We start from the raw sequence: 15,613 nt of genomic DNA, 5'->3' as shown, positions 1-15,613 counted from the left end.
GGCCAGACCATACCATGTGACTGCGTATTGCAGGTGGCTGTTCGGCAGATCGATGATCGTCACGCCGCCAATCGGCAAGCCACCGGGATTGGCTGTTTTGTCCGCATCTATAAAGAACGGCACGAGCTTGTCTTCTGCGATGCCCGATTGCCGCGCCATCGCCGGCAAGTCCTTCCAGTAATAAGTATTGGTCACGAGATCATTGTCTGGCACGATCGATGACGGTTTGGAGGCCAGCGGATTGCGGGCAAGGCCAGTAATGGTCACGGGTCTTTCGATTTCACCCTCCGGCCGTGTTACCGAATTTTTCTTGTCATAGGGGACGAAGCCGCGATTGATGAAAACCGAGCGTCCATCATCGAGCAACAGCGGCGTATAGATGTAGAATCCGGAAAAGCCTTCATAGGTGGCGAAGTAATGCCGTTCCCTGTCATTGAGCAAACGTCCAGCGACCGTCACGGGCCTGTAATCAACGTCGTTTTGGGCGGACCACACTTTTTCCGTCTCGGCCAGCGAAGCCGGCGTCGCATGGGTTCGGGCTTCGATCTCCGCCAGGAGGCCTTCCTTCCAGTGCAGGCGCTCCACCTGCCATGTCCCGAGAACGATCAGGATAGCAAAAACAATCGCGCCAAGGATGAGCGTAATCCATGGGAACCCTTGGTGCCTTGCCGGCGTAACGATATTATTCATGTGCGGTCGCTCGATCCAGCCGTCCTTCAGCAGCCTTGTGTTTGTATTGGAGCGCGATCAGCAAGCCCTTCATCCAGCGCAAGGCCGCCAGGCAAAGTACGAGCGCCAATGGAATCCAAAGGATGAAATGCAGCCATAGTGGTGGATCGAGTGTGACTTCCATCCAGAGGGCAAGACCGACAACAATGAAGCCGATCAATAGCATAACCAGAACCGCGGGACCTTCGCCGGTATCGATGAAGGAGTAATCGAGCCCACAGCTCGCGCATCGTTCGGCAGGTTTCAGGAAACCGTCAAATAATTTCCCCTGTCCGCAACGCGGACAGCGCGCCTTCACACCCGCAGCGAATGGGTCCACCGGGGGATACAGGGCATTATCTTCATTCATTTATTTATGCACTCAGGGGTTGATCTCGATTGGCGTTCCATCTTGAACGAGGGTCCAGATTTCATCCATCTCGTAATTAGTGACGGCAATGCAACCATCTGTCCAGTCGATAAGTTGAAGCACCCAGCCCCACCATCCGTAACCATTTGCTGCCCCGTGGATCATGATTTCACCGCCGGGTGGAACACCCATGAGCTTTGCCGCAGCCGTGTCCTTGGTGTTCGGGTAGGAAATATGGATCGACTTGTACGCTATGCTTTTCGGATTGCGCCAATCGAGGACATAGCGTCCCTCTGGCGTGCGCTCGTCGCCCTCCCAGCGCTTATGGCCAATTGGCCGCGCACCGAGTGCAATTTTGTACTCCTTGATCAACATTTCGCCGGAAAGAAGCTGCATCCGGCGCTCGGATTTCTCTACCCGTACGAGATCGACCTTACGCTCTCCCGCCTGAACAGTTGTCGCAAAAAACGATGTGATGAGAATAGGGAAAAACGGACGGAAAGCGGGCAACTTGCTCATCGCCAATGGATTACGCAGGATTGTGCTCAAAAAAAGAGGGCGGCCGTGATTCCGCGGCCGCCCTCTTGGAATTCTGCGCTGTTCAGCTACTCAACGGCGATTGGGGCGCCCCATGAGGCCCATACGTAGACCGAGAAGAACAGGAACAGCCAGACAACGTCAACAAAGTGCCAGTACCAGGCCGCGGCTTCAAAGCCAAAATGCTTCTGCGGTGTAAAGTCACCACGAATCGAGCGTAGCAGGCATACCGCCAGGAAGATCGTGCCGATAATGACGTGGAAACCGTGGAAGCCCGTCGCCATGAAGAACGTGGCGCCGTAGATCGAATCCTTGAACGCGAATGGCGCATGCACATACTCGTAGCCCTGCACGAAGGAGAAGAGTATGCCGAGCAGAACGGTCAGCGTGAGGCCCGTGATGAGACCCTTGCGATCGTTGTGCAGCAGCGCATGATGCGCCCACGTTACGGTTGTGCCCGAGAGCAGCAGAATGATCGTGTTGTAGAGTGGCAGGTGCAGCGGGTCGAGTACCTCAAGCCCCTTTGGCGGCCACACTCCACCGGTAAATGCCGCACGAGCAACCTGCTCGACTTCTCCCGGGAACAAACTGGCGTCGAAAAAGGCCCAGAACCAGGCAACGAAGAACATCACCTCAGAGGCGATGAACATGATCATGCCATAGCGCAGATGCAGCGAAACGACCCGAGTGTGATGGCCTTCCTTGCTTTCCTTGATCGTGTCCGACCACCAGCCATACATCGTGTAGAGAATGATGACCAAGCCGATCGCGAATATCCAGGGGCTGGTGAGGTTGGCATTGAACAGCACGAGCTCGCCACCGCTGTTATAGCGCATGAAGGCAATGCCGCCGATTGCAAGCACAAATGCGCCAACCGACCCGAGGAAAGGCCAAGGGCTTGGATCAATGATGTGATAATCGTGGTTCTTCTGGTGCGTTTCGGCCATTCTAACCCCCGCAAGGTCTGTTATTGGTTTAGACACCGGCTTTCCAGCCGGCGCAGTTTAAAGCTGTCCCGATGTGCCGTTCTTCTTCACGTCGGTACTGGCAGCAAGCGGTGCTGGCATCGCGATTGGGAAGAACGTGTACGACAGGGTGATTGTGTTGACGCCCTTCAATTCTGGCGCATTGACGATATCCGGATCAACGAAGAATACCACCGGCATTTCGAGGTCCTCACCGGGCTTCAGGACCGTATCGGTAAAACAGAAGCACTCGACCTTGTTGAAATACGCCCCTGCCGCCTGCGGCGTCACATTGAAGGCCGCACGACCGGCCGTGGGCTTCTCGGCAATATTCCTGGCTTCGTACTTGATCAGCTTGGTCTCGCCGATATTCATCGTCACATCGCGCTGGACTGGCTCGAACTGCCAAGGTAAGCCCCCGGATGTATTGGCATCAAAACGGACCGTGATCTTCTTGTCGAGGATCGTGTCTGACATCTGTTCGACACGCTGGGTTGTTCCGCCATAACCGGTCACCTGACAGAACATCGCATAGAGGGGGACGGCGGCGAACGCCATTCCCACCATGCCGAAGAAAAATGCGAGGCACGAGATGGCTATGGTGCGATCCGAAACCTTGCGCTTCGGCACCACGGCGTTCTCGGTGATCTGATGCGTATCGTCAGTCATTTCTCCGCTCACATCGGCCTGATGAGAATATTGGCACCGAGTTTTGCCCAGGTACCGACATAGACGAGAATAACGAAGGCAGCCAAAGCAAGCGCGAGTGCTATCGAACGGCTGCGCTGCGCCTTCCGTTGTTTGTCGGTGAGAGTTACACGATCATTGCTCATATCAAGCACCTGCTACCAAGAGTGCTTTACGCACGAGAATTTCACCAAGAAGCACCGCATAGAGGCTGAAGAGATAGAAGATCGAGAATGCGAACATCTTCTTCGCCGGCTTCATCATCGCCTCGCCGACAGGGGCACGCCACACAGTCCAGGCGTATCCCAGGAAGGCCGCACCCATTGCTATCGAAAACACGCCATATACGGGACCGGCAAAGCCCATCATCCACGGCAGGACCGCAACGGGCGCAACGAGAAGCGTATAAAGGAAAATCTGGAACTTCGTCGATGCCTCACCCATGACATTCGGCATCATCGGGATTTTCGCCTTTTCATAATCGTCCGACATGAAAAGCGACAGGGCCCAGAAATGCGGCGGGGTCCATAGAAAGATGATCAGGAAAAGCACGATGCTTTCCATGCTCACCGAATTGGTCACCGCGGCCCAGCCGATCATAGGAGGGAATGCACCTGCAGCCCCACCGATCACGATGTTCTGCGGGGTCGAGCGCTTCAACCACATCGTGTAAACAACAGCATAGAAGAATATGGTGAAGGCCAGCAGAAAGGCGGACAAAAGGTTGACGAAGAGACCAAGCGTCACGACCGAAAAGGCGGAAAGCAACAGACCAAAAGTCAGAACTTCTTCGCGCGATATCCGTCCTGCAGGAATCGGACGCTTGGCGGTGCGCTTCATAATGGCGTCGATGTCAGCATCGTACCACATATTGAGCGCGCCGGACGCTCCTGCACCAACGGCAATGCAGAGGATAGCAATGGCAGCCAGGACCGGATGGATCTGCCCTGGCGCCGCCATCAAACCAACAAAACCGGTGAACACGACAAGCGACATCACCCGTGGCTTGAGCAACGCAATATAATCCGACGCATTGGCTTCGGAGAGGCCAATGCTCGTATCCAGGCTCGCGTTTTTCTCAACCAAAGGCATTCGTTCAATCTTGTCGTTTACAGGCGGCAATTGCGTCTTGGCGGATATCCGGGCCACTGGTTTCAACGGTCCGGACATCACATTTCCTACTTGATGCGCGGGAGCTGTTCCCACTGATGGAACGGCGGCGGTGAAGACAGCTGCCATTCGAGCGTGGTTGCGCCTGCACCCCAGGGATTGGCACCAGCTTCACGCTTCTTGGCAAACGCCTCGAAGACACCGAACAGGAAGATAAGGACCGCTACACCGGAAATATAGGAACCGATGGACGAAACCTCGTTCCAGCCCGCGAATGCATCCGGATAGTCGATGTAACGGCGCGGCATGCCCGCCAGTCCAAGGAAATGCTGCGGGAAGAACACCAGATTGACGCCGATGAACATCACCCAGAAGTGCGTATGGGCAATTGTGTGATTGTACATGTAGCCAGTCATTTTCGGGAACCAATAGTACCAGCCCGCGAAAATACCGAAGACAGCTCCCAGTGACAGCACGTAATGGAAGTGCGCGATAACATAGTAAGTGTCGTGCATGGCCCGGTCGAGACCTGCATTGGCAAGCTGGACACCCGTCACACCACCCACGGTAAACAGGAAGATGAAGCCGATCGCCCAAACCATAGGCGGTTTGAACTCGATGGAACCGCCCCACATCGTAGCGATCCACGAAAAGATCTTCACGCCAGTTGGCACGGCGATGACCATCGTTGCGAAGACGAAGTAACGCTGCGTGTCGAGTGACAAACCAACCGTATACATGTGGTGAGCCCAGACGATGAACCCGACGACACCGATGGCGACCATGGCGTAGGCCATTCCAAGGTAGCCGAAAATCGGCTTTTTCGAGAAGGTCGAGACGATGTGGCTGATAATGCCGAATGCGGGCAGGATCATGATGTACACTTCAGGGTGACCGAAGAACCAGAACAAATGCTGGAACAGCAGCGGATCACCGCCGCCTTCCGGCGAGAAGAACGTTGTCCCGAAGTTGCGGTCCGTCAAAAGCATCGTGATGCCGCCAGCCAGAACCGGCAGAGCCAGAAGCAGAAGGAAGGCAGTGATCAGTACCGACCAGGCAAATAGCGGCATCTTGTGCAGTGTCATGCCCGGCGCACGCATATTGAAGATCGTGGTGATAAAGTTGATGGCCCCGAGGATCGAAGATGCACCCGCGATGTGCAGCGAGAGGATGGCAAAATCCATCGCCGGACCTGGCTGACCCGACGTCGAGTAAGGTGGATAGATCGTCCAGCCGCCGCCTGTCCCGAAACCACCGGCCGGGCCCGGAACAAACATCGACAGAATCAACAGGAGAAGAGCCGGAGGAAGCAGCCAGAACGAAATGTTGTTCATGCGCGGAAATGCCATGTCTGGCGCACCGATCATGATCGGCACCATCCAGTTGGCAAAACCACCAATCAACGCGGGCATGACCATGAAGAAGATCATGATGAGGCCATGCGCGGTCGAGAACACATTGTACATTTGCTTGCCGGCGTCGATGGCTGCATCGCCTTCGTAGCCGTAAACCATGGACGCCAGACCATGGAAAATCTGAATGCCGGGCTGCTGCAGCTCGGCGCGCATGGCGATCGAAAGACAACCACCGATGATACCGGCAATGATCGCGAAGATCAGATATAGTGTGCCGATGTCCTTGTGATTGGTCGAATAGACCCAGCGCGTCCAGCCAGTTGGCTTATGAGCGTCATGGGCTTCGTGAGCTGCAGAACCTGCCATCAAAGTGCTCCCGTTCCTCAATAATTCGCGTCGACCAGCTTAGTTGCCGGCCACGTTTACGTTCTTGTCTGTGTCGATTTTAGCGGTCAGTGCCTTGTACGCACCCGGAAGATCTTTGCCGGCTGCAGCGAACCAAGTGTCGTACTGAGCCTGAGAAACGACGTGGATTGCGATCGGCATGTAAGCATGGTCCTTGCCGCAAATCTGCGAACACTGACCGTAGTACATGCCTTCCTTGTCTGCCTTGAACCAGGTTTCGTTGCTCCGGCCAGTGACGGCATCCATCTTCACGCCGAACGCCGGCATCGAGAATGAATGAATCACGTCGGCGCCGGTAACCAGAAGACGAACCGTCGTGTTCACGGGTACGACCATTTCATTATCGACAGCCAGCAATCGCGGATAAGCCTTGCGATCTTCTTTGCCAGCGGCAGCACGGTCTGCATCTTTCAGCAAAACGGAATCGAACGAAACGGGTGCGTCCCCAGCCTGGTACTCATATCCCCAATACCACTGATAGCCGGTTGCCTTGACAGTCAGCTTGGGTTCTTCGGGAGAATATTGTGCCGTCAGAAGCTGGAAGGATGGGATTGCAAGGAAGAGGAGGATAACAACGGGACCAACCGTCCAGACGATTTCCACTGCCGTATTGTGGCTGGTCTTTGAGGGAACCGGATTGGCACTGGCGCGATAGCGAATCATGACCCAGGCCAGTAGGACCATCACGAAAAGCGTAATCGGGATGATGAACCACAACGTGTAGCGTTCGAACCAAACGATCTGCTCCATAATAGCGGAGGCAGCGGGCTGGAAGGTCATCTGCCAAGGTTCCGGCTGTGCAGCATAGGCAGATCCGGCACCGAGCAGGCCACTCAGGACACCCATCAGCGTGACAATATTCTTCTTCACCTAGAAATCTCCCGAATGAAGCTTTGATTCCATACGTTAAGGCCGGGCGTAGACAAGGCCCGGGTATATGCCGCGTTCAAACCACACATTAGCTTACATCGCAAGGAAGGCGAACGTGATCTCATGCGGCATTTTTGCGCGCAGCTTCTCTCTTCTCGACGATGGGTATATACAATGAAGCGTGTTTTTTCTCGTTCGCGGTGATTTTGCTGCGTAAGGCGCGGGTTGGCTCACAATCCGGCCATTTTTGCACTACACCACAGATTGCTGGGCCGCTGTATGCTGGGGAGTGTTTGAGCGGCATTCTTTTCATCCGCGGCGTGGCGGTTTAACGTCTGGATGATCTCGTTTTGGAGCCTACATGTTCTCTTTCGCGCTACGTAGCATCGCCGTTGGTTTGCTCACCCTGTCCATGAATGCCTTTGCAGGCACTGCGATGGCAGCTCAGCAAAGCGGCACGGTCAAATCCACGCACGGGGCATGGTCTATCCTTTGCGACACGCCAGCGGGCGCCAAATCTGAGCAATGCGCGCTAATTCAGAATGTGGTTGCAGCCGATCGCCCGGAAATGGGACTTTCCGTCGTCGTTTTGAAAACGGCGGACAATAAAGCCAAGATCCTGCGCGTCCTCGCCCCACTTGGCGTTCTTCTTCCGAACGGCCTGGGTTTGAACGTTGATGGCAAGGATATCGGACGCGCCTATTTTGTGCGCTGCTTCGAAGACGGTTGCTATGCCGAGGTTATCCTGGAAGAACAGCTTGTCCAGACACTCAAAACTGGCAAGGCTGCAACATTCATCGTGTTCCAGACACCGGAGGAAGGCATCGGTATCCCCGTCGAGCTCAATGGCTTTGGTGAAGGCTTCGACGCCCTCCCCTGAGCTTTTACCAAGATTGCTGTTGTCGTGAGCCGATCGAAGGCCTACATCCGGTTTATGCAAATTGAACCGGAACGTTTATCATGAAAAGCCTGATCGACAGTTTTGACGCGCCTCGCGAAAAAATCCTCGATACCGTCAAGCAAAGTCTTGAGGGTGCCGATGATGGCGAGCTTTTCATCGAATACAGAGAATCGGAAGGTCTTGCGTTTGACAACGGCCGGCTGAAGAACGGCTCTTTCAATCAGGACCAGGGCTTTGGTCTCCGCGCTGTCGCTGGCGAAGCCGTTGGCTATGCCCACGCCGGTGAGTTGTCCCTTGGTGCCCTAAAGCGCGCCTCTGACGCGGCTTCGGCAGTCAGGACCGGACATGCCGGAACATATACAGCTGCGCCGCCCGGAACGAATCGCAGCCTGTACAGCGACGAAAATCCCCTCGGCTCGCCAAGCTTCGAGGCAAAAGTGAAGCTTCTGCAGGAAATCGACGCCTATTTGCGTGCCAAGGATCCGAAAGTCCGGCAGGTTTCCGTGTCGCTCGCGGCATCCTGGCAGCAGGTAGAAATCCTGCGTGCCGACGGCCATTTCGTTCGCGACGTTCGCCCGATGGTTCGACTGAACGTATCTGTCGTTGTTGGTGACGGCGACAGGCAGGAAAGCGGCACGTACGGTGCAGGTGGTCGCAAGGGCTTTGGCGAATTCATTGCTTCCGATAAATGGCAATATGCTGCCGACGAAGCACTGAGGCAGGCTCTGGTCAATCTGGAAGCCATTCCTGCACCCGCCGGAACATTTGACATCGTGCTCTCGAGCGGCTGGCCGGGTGTAATGTTGCACGAAGCCGTTGGCCACGGACTTGAAGGCGATTTCAACCGCAAGAAGACGTCTGCCTTTGCCGGACTGCTCGGCCAGAAGGTGGCCTCAAAGGGCGTTACCGTCGTTGACGATGGCACAATCTCGGAACGGCGCGGATCGCTTACCGTCGATGACGAGGGCATGCCGACCAACAAGACAGTGCTGATCGATGACGGCGTTCTGGTCGGGTATATGCAGGATCGTCAGAATGCACGCCTGATGGGAATGGAGCCTACCGGCAACGGACGGCGCGAATCCTACGCGCATGCTCCGATGCCACGCATGACCAACACCTATATGCTCGGCGGGGACAAGACCCCCGAGGAGATCATCGCGTCGATCAAGAAGGGCATATACGCTGTGTCTTTCGGCGGTGGCCAAGTGGACATTACCTCCGGAAAGTTCGTCTTCGGATGCACCGAGGCCTATATGATCGAGAACGGCAAGGTTGGCGCTCCGGTAAAAGGCGCGATGCTGATCGGCAACGGCCCCGATGCCATGCAACGCATTTCCATGATTGGCAATGATCTGCAGCTTGATACAGGCATCGGTAATTGCGGCAAGGGTGGCCAATGGGTACCGGTCGGCGTCGGCCAGCCGCATTTGCGCATGGATCAAATGACCGTTGGGGGCACCGCGGTCTGATCGCCTATTTCTTCGACAACAAGGCCACTGCTTCGACATGCGACGACCACAGAAACTGGTCGATCGGTACCACGCGGTCGACCTTGTAGCCGCCCTTGACGAGAATGCTCAGATCGCGCCCCAGGGTGACCGGGTTGCACGAGACTGCCACTACCTTCGATACCGATGATTTTGCAATTTCAATGGCCTGCGCTTCCGCACCCGCACGGGGCGGGTCGAACACAAGACCGGTGAACGGCGTCAGCTCTCTTGCCAGAAACGGCCGCCGGAACAGATCGCGCCGCTCGATAGTGACGGGCTTCAGGCCCTGAACGTAACGGACGCTGCGATCAATCGCAGCGACTGCCGCCTGATCACTTTCGACGGCATGGACAGCGGATTTTTCCGCTATCCTCAAGGCGAATGTACCTGAACCGCAAAAGAGATCGATCGTCTTCCTGGCCTTGGCAAGATGCCCTGTCACCAGAGCAGACATGGCTTCTTCGGCATCGACTGTTGCCTGAAGAAATCCGCCCGCAGGCAAAAACACCGGCACTTTGCCGAAGTGAATTATAGGTTTTCTCGGCTCGACAATAATTTCACCTTCGAAACTCAGACGGGCAAAATCCTTCTTGATTACCAGCGCGGTCAGTGCCTGACGCTTGGCAGCGTCGGGCGCAGCGCATCCGGATGCCGTAATATCGAGACCAGACGCCGTCGATGTTACAGTCAGTTTGAAGGGCTTCATGCCCCCGCCCAACACGGCGACGAGATCGCGAAGATCATCAAGGCGCGAAACGATTTCGGGAACTGTCACGGGACATTCCGAGATATCGATCAGTTCGTGGCTCAAATGCCGGTTGAAACCGAGAACCGCGCCATGCTCACTCGTCCGTACGGCAAACACCGCGCGGCGGCGCGTATGAGGTGCGCACGGGACGAGAGGATCGAGCGTGAACGCAAGTCCCCTGCCCGCCAGCGCATCTTGAACAAGCGATCGCTTCCAGTTCTGATAGGCGCCGTCCTGCCAATGTTGCAGAGCGCAGCCGCCGCATTCCTCAAAATGCCGGCAAGCGGGGGCAATGCGCTCCGGCGACGGCTCAAGCAGGGCCATGAGTGTAGCCCGCCCATGTTCCAGCGCGACATTGGCGACTTCACCTGGCAACGAAAACGGCACATAGGCGCTGCCAGCTGAGGTCGCGGCAATACCATCGCCACCGGCGCCCATTCGTTCAATCGTCACGCGCGTACTCATCAATCTTTTCTTTTCAATCTTTTATTTTTCAAGCTTCGCTTTTCAGGCCGGCCAGAAGAAATTCGCGATTGCCATCACCACCCTCGATGGGCGAAGGGCAAAGTCCGAGGGCTTTCCAGCCCGGCAATCCATCCAGCCAGTTCCTTAAATCATTTGCAACGCGTTCACCATCCTTGGGATCACGCAAAATGCCACCCTTGCCGATTGCTCCACGGCCAGCCTCGAATTGCGGCTTGACCAGAAGCACGCAATGACTCCCCGGTTCCGCCAGATCCAGTGCAGGCGGCAGGGCAAGCTTGAGCGAAATGAAGCTAACATCAGAAACGACCAGATCAACTATCCGCCCGCCCAGATGTTCGCGTTTCAGTTCACGCGCATTCAATGCTTCAAGATTGCTGACACGAGCATCAGTCCGCAGACTGTCGTGCAACTGATCATGCCCGACATCGACGGCGATGACATGATCCGCTCCGCGTTCGAGCAAAACCTGCGTGAACCCGCCAGTCGATGCGCCAACATCCAGCGCGGTGCATCCTTTTGCATTGATCGCAAAATGCTCGAGGCCCGCAATGAGCTTTAGCGCAGCGCGGGAGACGTAGGCGCTTGCTGGATCATCGACGCTGATTATCACCGTTTGGGGAATTGTTATCCCCGGTTTGGTGACAACAGCTCCATCCACTTGAACCGTGCCACGCACAATGGCATCGCGCGCTCTTGACCGGCTGGCAAACATACCTCTTTCAACAAGAAGCTGATCGAGGCGCATCAAACCGTCTTACGCACGGGCGGGTGCAATCATGTGGTCGCGGCCGAGCGCGCTAAATACCGTTTGCACGATACCTGCACTGTCCAGGCCAGAACGCGCATACATGGTTTCCGGCTTGGCATGGTCCAGATAGAGATCGGGCAATGTCAGGGCGCGAACACGAAGACCATTGTCGAGAAGTCCATCGCGGCTGAGGAAATGCAGCACGTGCGAGGCAAATCCACCAATCGCGCCCTCCTCAACAGTGACAAGCACCTCGTGCTCTCGCGCCAACCGGCGGATCAGATCTTCATCCAGAGGCTTGGCAAACCGCGCATCGGCAATCGTCGTGGAGAGGCCTGCAGCATCAAGTTCATCCGCGGCTGCAATGCATTCCTGCAGGCGCGTGCCAAACGATAACAGCGCCACTTTCGAACCCTCGCGGATAATCCGTCCCCGGCCGATCAGCAGAATCTGACCGCGTTCCGGTAGATCCACGCCAACCCCATCCCCCCGAGGATAGCGGAAGGAAATGGGGCCATCATCATATTCCGCCGCGGTGCGCACCATGTGGCGCAGTTCCGCTTCGTCGGATGCTGCCATGACGACGAACCCCGGCAAAGCGGCAAGGAAACCCGTATCGAACGATCCCGCGTGGGTCGCGCCATCGGCGCCCACCAATCCTGCGCGGTCTATCGGAAAGCGCACCGGCAGGTTCTGCAGCGACACGTCGTGCACCACCTGGTCATAGCCGCGTTGCAGGAATGTCGAATAGATGGCGGCGAACGGCTTGAAGCCCTCGCTCGCCAGACCCGCCGCAAAAGTCACGGCATGCTGCTCGGCGATGCCGACATCGAAAGTCCGTTCAGGAAAAACCTCGCCGAAAAGATCCAGGCCAGTGCCTCCCGGCATAGCCGCGGTGACCGCAACGATCCTGTCGTCGTGACGGGCTTCCTCGATCAGGCTGGTGGCGAAGACCTTCGTATAGCTCGGCGCATTGGCGGGCGGCTTCGCCTGGGCGCCTGTGATCACATCGAATTTGTTGACGCCGTGATATTTGTCCGCCGCCGCTTCGGCAGGGGCGTAGCCCTTACCCTTCTGCGTCACGACATGGATCAGAACCGGACCGTCCATCGTATCCCGGACATTCTTCAGCACGGGCAGCAAGTGATCGAGATTATGCCCGTCGATCGGTCCGACGTAATAGAAACCGAGCTCCTCGAACATTGTGCCGCCGGTCCAGAAGCCGCGCGCATATTCTTCCGAGAGCCGAGCCTTCTCCTGAAGGAATTTCGGAAGTTTCTTCGCAAGCTGCTTGGCAGTCTCGCGGAAGGAACGATAGGCGCGTCCGGAAACAAGACGGGCCAGATAGGCGCTCATCGCGCCGGTCGGCGGCGCTATCGACATGTCGTTGTCATTGAGGATGACGATTAAGCGTGCATCGAGTGCGCCGGCATTGTTCATCGCCTCATAGGCCATGCCCGCAGACATCGCGCCATCGCCGATCACCGAAATGACATTGCGCTTCGTGCCGGAAAGGTCGCTGGCGACAGCCATGCCGAGACCCGCAGAAATCGATGTGGACGAATGGGCGGCGCCGAACGGATCGTATTCGCTCTCGCTGCGCTTTGTGAAACCGGACAACCCGCCTTCCTGCCGCAGCGTGCGGATGCGATCACGCCGCCCGGTCAGTATCTTGTGCGGATAGGCCTGGTGGCCGACATCCCAAATGATGCGGTCATGTGGCGTATCGAAAACATGGTGCAGCGCAACGGTCAGCTCGACAACACCAAGTCCGGCGCCAAGATGACCGCCAGTCGTCGACACCGCATCGATCAATTCCGTTCGTAACTCGTGCGTGAGCTGCGGTAGATCGGATTCCGGCAATTGGCGCAGATCCGAAGGGATTTGCACGCGATCAAGCAGCGGTGTTTCAAAATTCTTGGCCAAAGCGCAGGTTCCAGTTCCAAGCTCAATTCTAGCCAGCCGTCCCTAAAGGAAAACCGTCAAACCAGCAAGAAGCAGAGAATCATCGGATCTCAAGTCAATTTTCGGGCAAGGGAATGAATTCTTCCTCGTCGCCGGGTACGATATCAAATCTGCCGGAACGCCATTCCTCTTTCGCCTGTTCGATCCGTTCTTTGGATGAGGAGACGAAATTCCACCAGATATAGCGTTTGGAAGGTAGAGCAGCACCGCCAAACAGCATGAAATGTGCCCCTTCCGGGGCGTGGATGACGATTTCGTCACGCGCGCGGAACACCAAAAGACGGTCTGCCGGGAACGTTTCACCCGCAATTTGCACCGATCCATCCAGCGTATAGATGGCCCGTTCTTCGGCAGCATCGGCCGGTATCTGTATGTGGCTTCCGGGTTGCAGCCGGATATCGACGTAAAGTGTTTCCGCGTGTTGCTTAACCACGGAACCGGCTCCATGAAACTTACCCATGACGACGCGCGCTTCCACACCGTTTTCGCGCAACATGGGCAGTTCACCGGCTGCTGTATTGGCAAAGGCGGGGTCGATTTCCTCCAGATGATCCGGCAGGGCCAGCCAGGTCTGCAAGCCCGAGATCGGCAAGGGTTCCGTCCGCAATTCTTCCGGCGAACGTTCCGAATGGACAATGCCGCGACCGGCGGTCATCAGATTGACGTCGCCGGGCCTGATGACCATTTCGGTCCCGAGGCTGTCGCGATGGCGGATGTTTCCGTCAAAAAGGTAGGTTACGGTCGAAAGGCCGATATGCGGATGCGGGCGTACATCCAACGCATCGGTCGGGCGAAGGATGGCCGGGCCCATGCGGTCGAAGAAAATGAAAGGTCCGACGAGGCGGCGCTTGGCACTCGGCAAGGCGCGACGCACTTCTAGTCCGCCAATGTCACTGGTACGTGGAATAATCAGCGTCTCGATTGCATCGACGGCTGTTGCATCGCCTGGCTTCGGATCTGGGCAGGGGTAAAAACTCATGGACGCTACTCCGGGTTTGTCGGAGTTCCCACCATAGCGTTTCAGAAAGGTCCTGAATAGCGCGCTGCAGTGTCACTCGGGATCGAGTGGTTCAGTACCGACAGGTTCGCCGTTGCGGCCAAGCCGAGATCTTTTCCACCTTGTCTTCGGCGGCGCGCAGCAGCGTATCGCAATGCTTCTTCAGCGCTTCGCCCCGCTCGTAAATGCGAATCGACTGTTCCAGTGGCACATCGCCACGCTCCAGATCGTCGACGATCTTTTCCAGCTGATCGAGCGCCTGTTCGAAGCTCATGGCGGCGATATCGGAATTGTTCTGTACGTCGGCCATGTGTCATCCTCCCATCAGGCGTTTGATATGTGCGCCCGCCGAGAGCGACATCCCCTTGAGGTCGTACCCGCCTTCCAGAAGGCTGACAAGGCGGTTTGACGCATAGCTCCCAGCTCTTTCCATGAGAGCGCCGGTTGCCCAGTCGAAATCGTCCTCGTTCAGATTGATTTCCGCTAACGGGTCGCGGTGGTGCGCATCGAAGCCCGCTGAAATAATGATCAATTCCGGCCGAAATTCATCAATGGCCGGGAGAATACGCGTGTTGAAAGCCTCTCGGAAATGATCGCTGCCCGTCTGTGGGCTAAGCGGTGCATTGACGATATTACCGACACCGGTCTCACTTTTGGCTCCCGTACCCGGATAAAGCGGCATCTGGTGTGTCGAACAATACAGCACCGAGGGATCGTCCCAGAAGATATCCTGCGTGCCATTGCCGTGATGCACATCCCAGTCAACGATCGCAACGCGCTCGATGCCATGGTTCTTCTGGGCATGGCGGGCGGCAATGGCAGCATTGTTAAATAGGCAAAAACCCATCGCCTTGTTGCGTTCCGCGTGATGACCTGGCGGGCGCGACGCCACGAAGACATTGTCCGCCTTGCCAGTAAGTACGTCATCGACGGCAGCGTTGGCTGCACCTATTGCCGTCAAAGCAGCCTCCCAGCTCTTGGGGCTTACCGTCGTATCTGAATCAACGCGAGTCAGTCCCTCCTCGGGGATCGCACTACGCACCCGCTCAAGGAACGATTCAGGGTGCACATAAAGTATCGCCGTCTCGTCACCGATCGGTGACTGAACCCGATCCAGTGCATCGAAAGCGCTATCTTCCAGCACCTTGTTTAGCGCACGCAACCGATCCGGGCGCTCCGGATGGCCAACAGGCGTCAGATGTTCGAGGTAGATCGGATGCGAATAGAGTCGGGTAACCATGGGAGCTTTCTGCAGCGGCAAATTGGCA

At 56.5% G+C, this 15,613-nt stretch carries 15 protein-coding genes and 2 pseudogenes; 2 read left to right on the top strand and 15 right to left on the bottom strand.

Annotated features, from left to right (window positions below):
- Window positions 1-57: 57 nt before the first annotated feature.
- The 9 genes and pseudogenes from N8E89_RS12040 to coxB all read right to left on the bottom strand — a co-directional run.
- Window positions 58-690, bottom strand: a pseudogene (locus N8E89_RS12040) (SURF1 family protein); the annotation flags it as partial.
- Entirely contained in the window at window positions 683-1,078 is a 396-nt protein-coding gene (locus tag N8E89_RS12035; protein WP_106666418.1) for a DUF983 domain-containing protein, read from the bottom strand. The pseudogene N8E89_RS12040 and the gene N8E89_RS12035, both read right to left, overlap by 8 nt.
- 12 nt (window positions 1,079-1,090) lie before the next feature.
- Window positions 1,091-1,588: a L,D-transpeptidase family protein gene (locus N8E89_RS12030; RefSeq protein WP_262259982.1), complete on the bottom strand. Its 498-nt coding sequence runs from the start codon at window positions 1,586-1,588 to the stop codon at window positions 1,091-1,093.
- A gap of 95 nt (window positions 1,589-1,683) precedes the next feature.
- Complete coding sequence (locus tag N8E89_RS12025; RefSeq protein WP_106666416.1) at window positions 1,684-2,562, bottom strand: cytochrome c oxidase subunit 3; 879 nt, start codon at window positions 2,560-2,562, stop codon at window positions 1,684-1,686.
- A gap of 57 nt (window positions 2,563-2,619) precedes the next feature.
- On the bottom strand, window positions 2,620-3,249 hold the full coding sequence (locus N8E89_RS12020) for a cytochrome c oxidase assembly protein (protein WP_106666415.1): 630 nt from the start codon (window positions 3,247-3,249) through the stop codon (window positions 2,620-2,622).
- Window positions 3,250-3,257: 8 nt separating this feature from the next.
- Complete coding sequence (locus N8E89_RS12015) at window positions 3,258-3,413, bottom strand: cytochrome c oxidase system small membrane protein (RefSeq protein WP_170117113.1); 156 nt, start codon at window positions 3,411-3,413, stop codon at window positions 3,258-3,260.
- A gap of 1 nt (window position 3,414) precedes the next feature.
- Complete coding sequence (gene cyoE, locus N8E89_RS12010) at window positions 3,415-4,359, bottom strand: heme o synthase (RefSeq protein ID WP_106666525.1); 945 nt, start codon at window positions 4,357-4,359, stop codon at window positions 3,415-3,417.
- Between the two features lie 86 nt (window positions 4,360-4,445).
- A complete protein-coding gene (gene ctaD / locus N8E89_RS12005; protein WP_106666414.1) occupies window positions 4,446-6,098 on the bottom strand; it encodes a cytochrome c oxidase subunit I in 1,653 nt (550 codons plus the stop codon).
- A gap of 39 nt (window positions 6,099-6,137) precedes the next feature.
- Window positions 6,138-6,983: a cytochrome c oxidase subunit II gene (coxB, locus tag N8E89_RS12000; RefSeq protein ID WP_106666524.1), complete on the bottom strand. Its 846-nt coding sequence runs from the start codon at window positions 6,981-6,983 to the stop codon at window positions 6,138-6,140.
- 436 nt (window positions 6,984-7,419) lie between these two features.
- Here coxB and N8E89_RS11995 point away from each other — a divergent pair, with 436 nt between their 5' ends.
- Window positions 7,420-7,887, top strand: coding sequence for an invasion associated locus B family protein (locus tag N8E89_RS11995; RefSeq protein ID WP_245448967.1), 468 nt, complete (start codon window positions 7,420-7,422; stop codon window positions 7,885-7,887).
- Between the two features lie 80 nt (window positions 7,888-7,967).
- A complete protein-coding gene (gene tldD / locus N8E89_RS11990) occupies window positions 7,968-9,380 on the top strand; it encodes a metalloprotease TldD (protein ID WP_106666412.1) in 1,413 nt (470 codons plus the stop codon).
- A 4-nt stretch (window positions 9,381-9,384) separates the two neighbouring features.
- Here tldD and N8E89_RS11985 read toward each other — a convergent pair whose 3' ends face one another.
- The 6 genes and pseudogenes from N8E89_RS11985 to N8E89_RS11960 form a co-directional block, all read right to left on the bottom strand.
- Complete coding sequence (locus N8E89_RS11985; protein WP_106666411.1) at window positions 9,385-10,614, bottom strand: class I SAM-dependent RNA methyltransferase; 1,230 nt, start codon at window positions 10,612-10,614, stop codon at window positions 9,385-9,387.
- Between the two features lie 28 nt (window positions 10,615-10,642).
- Entirely contained in the window at window positions 10,643-11,380 is a 738-nt protein-coding gene (locus tag N8E89_RS11980; protein ID WP_106666410.1) for a TlyA family RNA methyltransferase, read from the bottom strand.
- A gap of 9 nt (window positions 11,381-11,389) precedes the next feature.
- A complete protein-coding gene (gene dxs, locus N8E89_RS11975; RefSeq protein WP_106666409.1) occupies window positions 11,390-13,309 on the bottom strand; it encodes a 1-deoxy-D-xylulose-5-phosphate synthase in 1,920 nt (639 codons plus the stop codon).
- A 94-nt stretch (window positions 13,310-13,403) separates the two neighbouring features.
- A complete protein-coding gene (locus N8E89_RS11970) occupies window positions 13,404-14,327 on the bottom strand; it encodes a pirin family protein (protein ID WP_106666408.1) in 924 nt (307 codons plus the stop codon).
- Window positions 14,328-14,399: 72 nt separating this feature from the next.
- A pseudogene (locus N8E89_RS11965) lies at window positions 14,400-14,655 on the bottom strand (exodeoxyribonuclease VII small subunit).
- A gap of 3 nt (window positions 14,656-14,658) precedes the next feature.
- Window positions 14,659-15,585: a histone deacetylase family protein gene (locus N8E89_RS11960; RefSeq protein ID WP_106666523.1), complete on the bottom strand. Its 927-nt coding sequence runs from the start codon at window positions 15,583-15,585 to the stop codon at window positions 14,659-14,661.
- Between the last annotated feature and the right edge of the window lie 28 nt (window positions 15,586-15,613).

The sequence above is a fragment of the Phyllobacterium sp. A18/5-2 genome (genome assembly GCF_025452215.1).
GTDB lineage: Bacteria > Pseudomonadota > Alphaproteobacteria > Rhizobiales > Rhizobiaceae > Phyllobacterium > Phyllobacterium sophorae.
Note: the sequence above shows the minus strand (reverse complement) of the source record. Positions and strands in the feature narration are given on the sequence as shown.

Bases quoted from the DNA above. Each gene is read 5' to 3' on its own strand.
- N8E89_RS12025 (WP_106666416.1), bottom strand. From the start codon at position 2,562: ATGGCCGAAACGCACCAGAAGAACCACGATTATCACATCATTGATCCA.
- N8E89_RS11980 (WP_106666410.1), bottom strand. From the start codon at position 11,380: ATGCGCCTCGATCAGCTTCTTGTTGAAAGAGGTATGTTTGCCAGCCGG.
- cyoE (WP_106666525.1), bottom strand. From the start codon at position 4,359: ATGCCTTTGGTTGAGAAAAACGCGAGCCTGGATACGAGCATTGGCCTC.
- N8E89_RS11970 (WP_106666408.1), bottom strand. From the start codon at position 14,327: ATGAGTTTTTACCCCTGCCCAGATCCGAAGCCAGGCGATGCAACAGCC.
- N8E89_RS12015 (WP_170117113.1), bottom strand. From the start codon at position 3,413: ATGAGCAATGATCGTGTAACTCTCACCGACAAACAACGGAAGGCGCAG.
- N8E89_RS12035 (WP_106666418.1), bottom strand. From the start codon at position 1,078: ATGAATGAAGATAATGCCCTGTATCCCCCGGTGGACCCATTCGCTGCG.
- coxB (WP_106666524.1), bottom strand. From the start codon at position 6,983: ATGGGTGTCCTGAGTGGCCTGCTCGGTGCCGGATCTGCCTATGCTGCA.
- N8E89_RS12020 (WP_106666415.1), bottom strand. From the start codon at position 3,249: ATGACTGACGATACGCATCAGATCACCGAGAACGCCGTGGTGCCGAAG.
- N8E89_RS11985 (WP_106666411.1), bottom strand. From the start codon at position 10,614: ATGAGTACGCGCGTGACGATTGAACGAATGGGCGCCGGTGGCGATGGT.
- N8E89_RS11960 (WP_106666523.1), bottom strand. From the start codon at position 15,585: ATGGTTACCCGACTCTATTCGCATCCGATCTACCTCGAACATCTGACG.
- ctaD (WP_106666414.1), bottom strand. From the start codon at position 6,098: ATGGCAGGTTCTGCAGCTCACGAAGCCCATGACGCTCATAAGCCAACT.
- tldD (WP_106666412.1), top strand. From the start codon at position 7,968: ATGAAAAGCCTGATCGACAGTTTTGACGCGCCTCGCGAAAAAATCCTC.
- N8E89_RS11995 (WP_245448967.1), top strand. From the start codon at position 7,420: ATGAATGCCTTTGCAGGCACTGCGATGGCAGCTCAGCAAAGCGGCACG.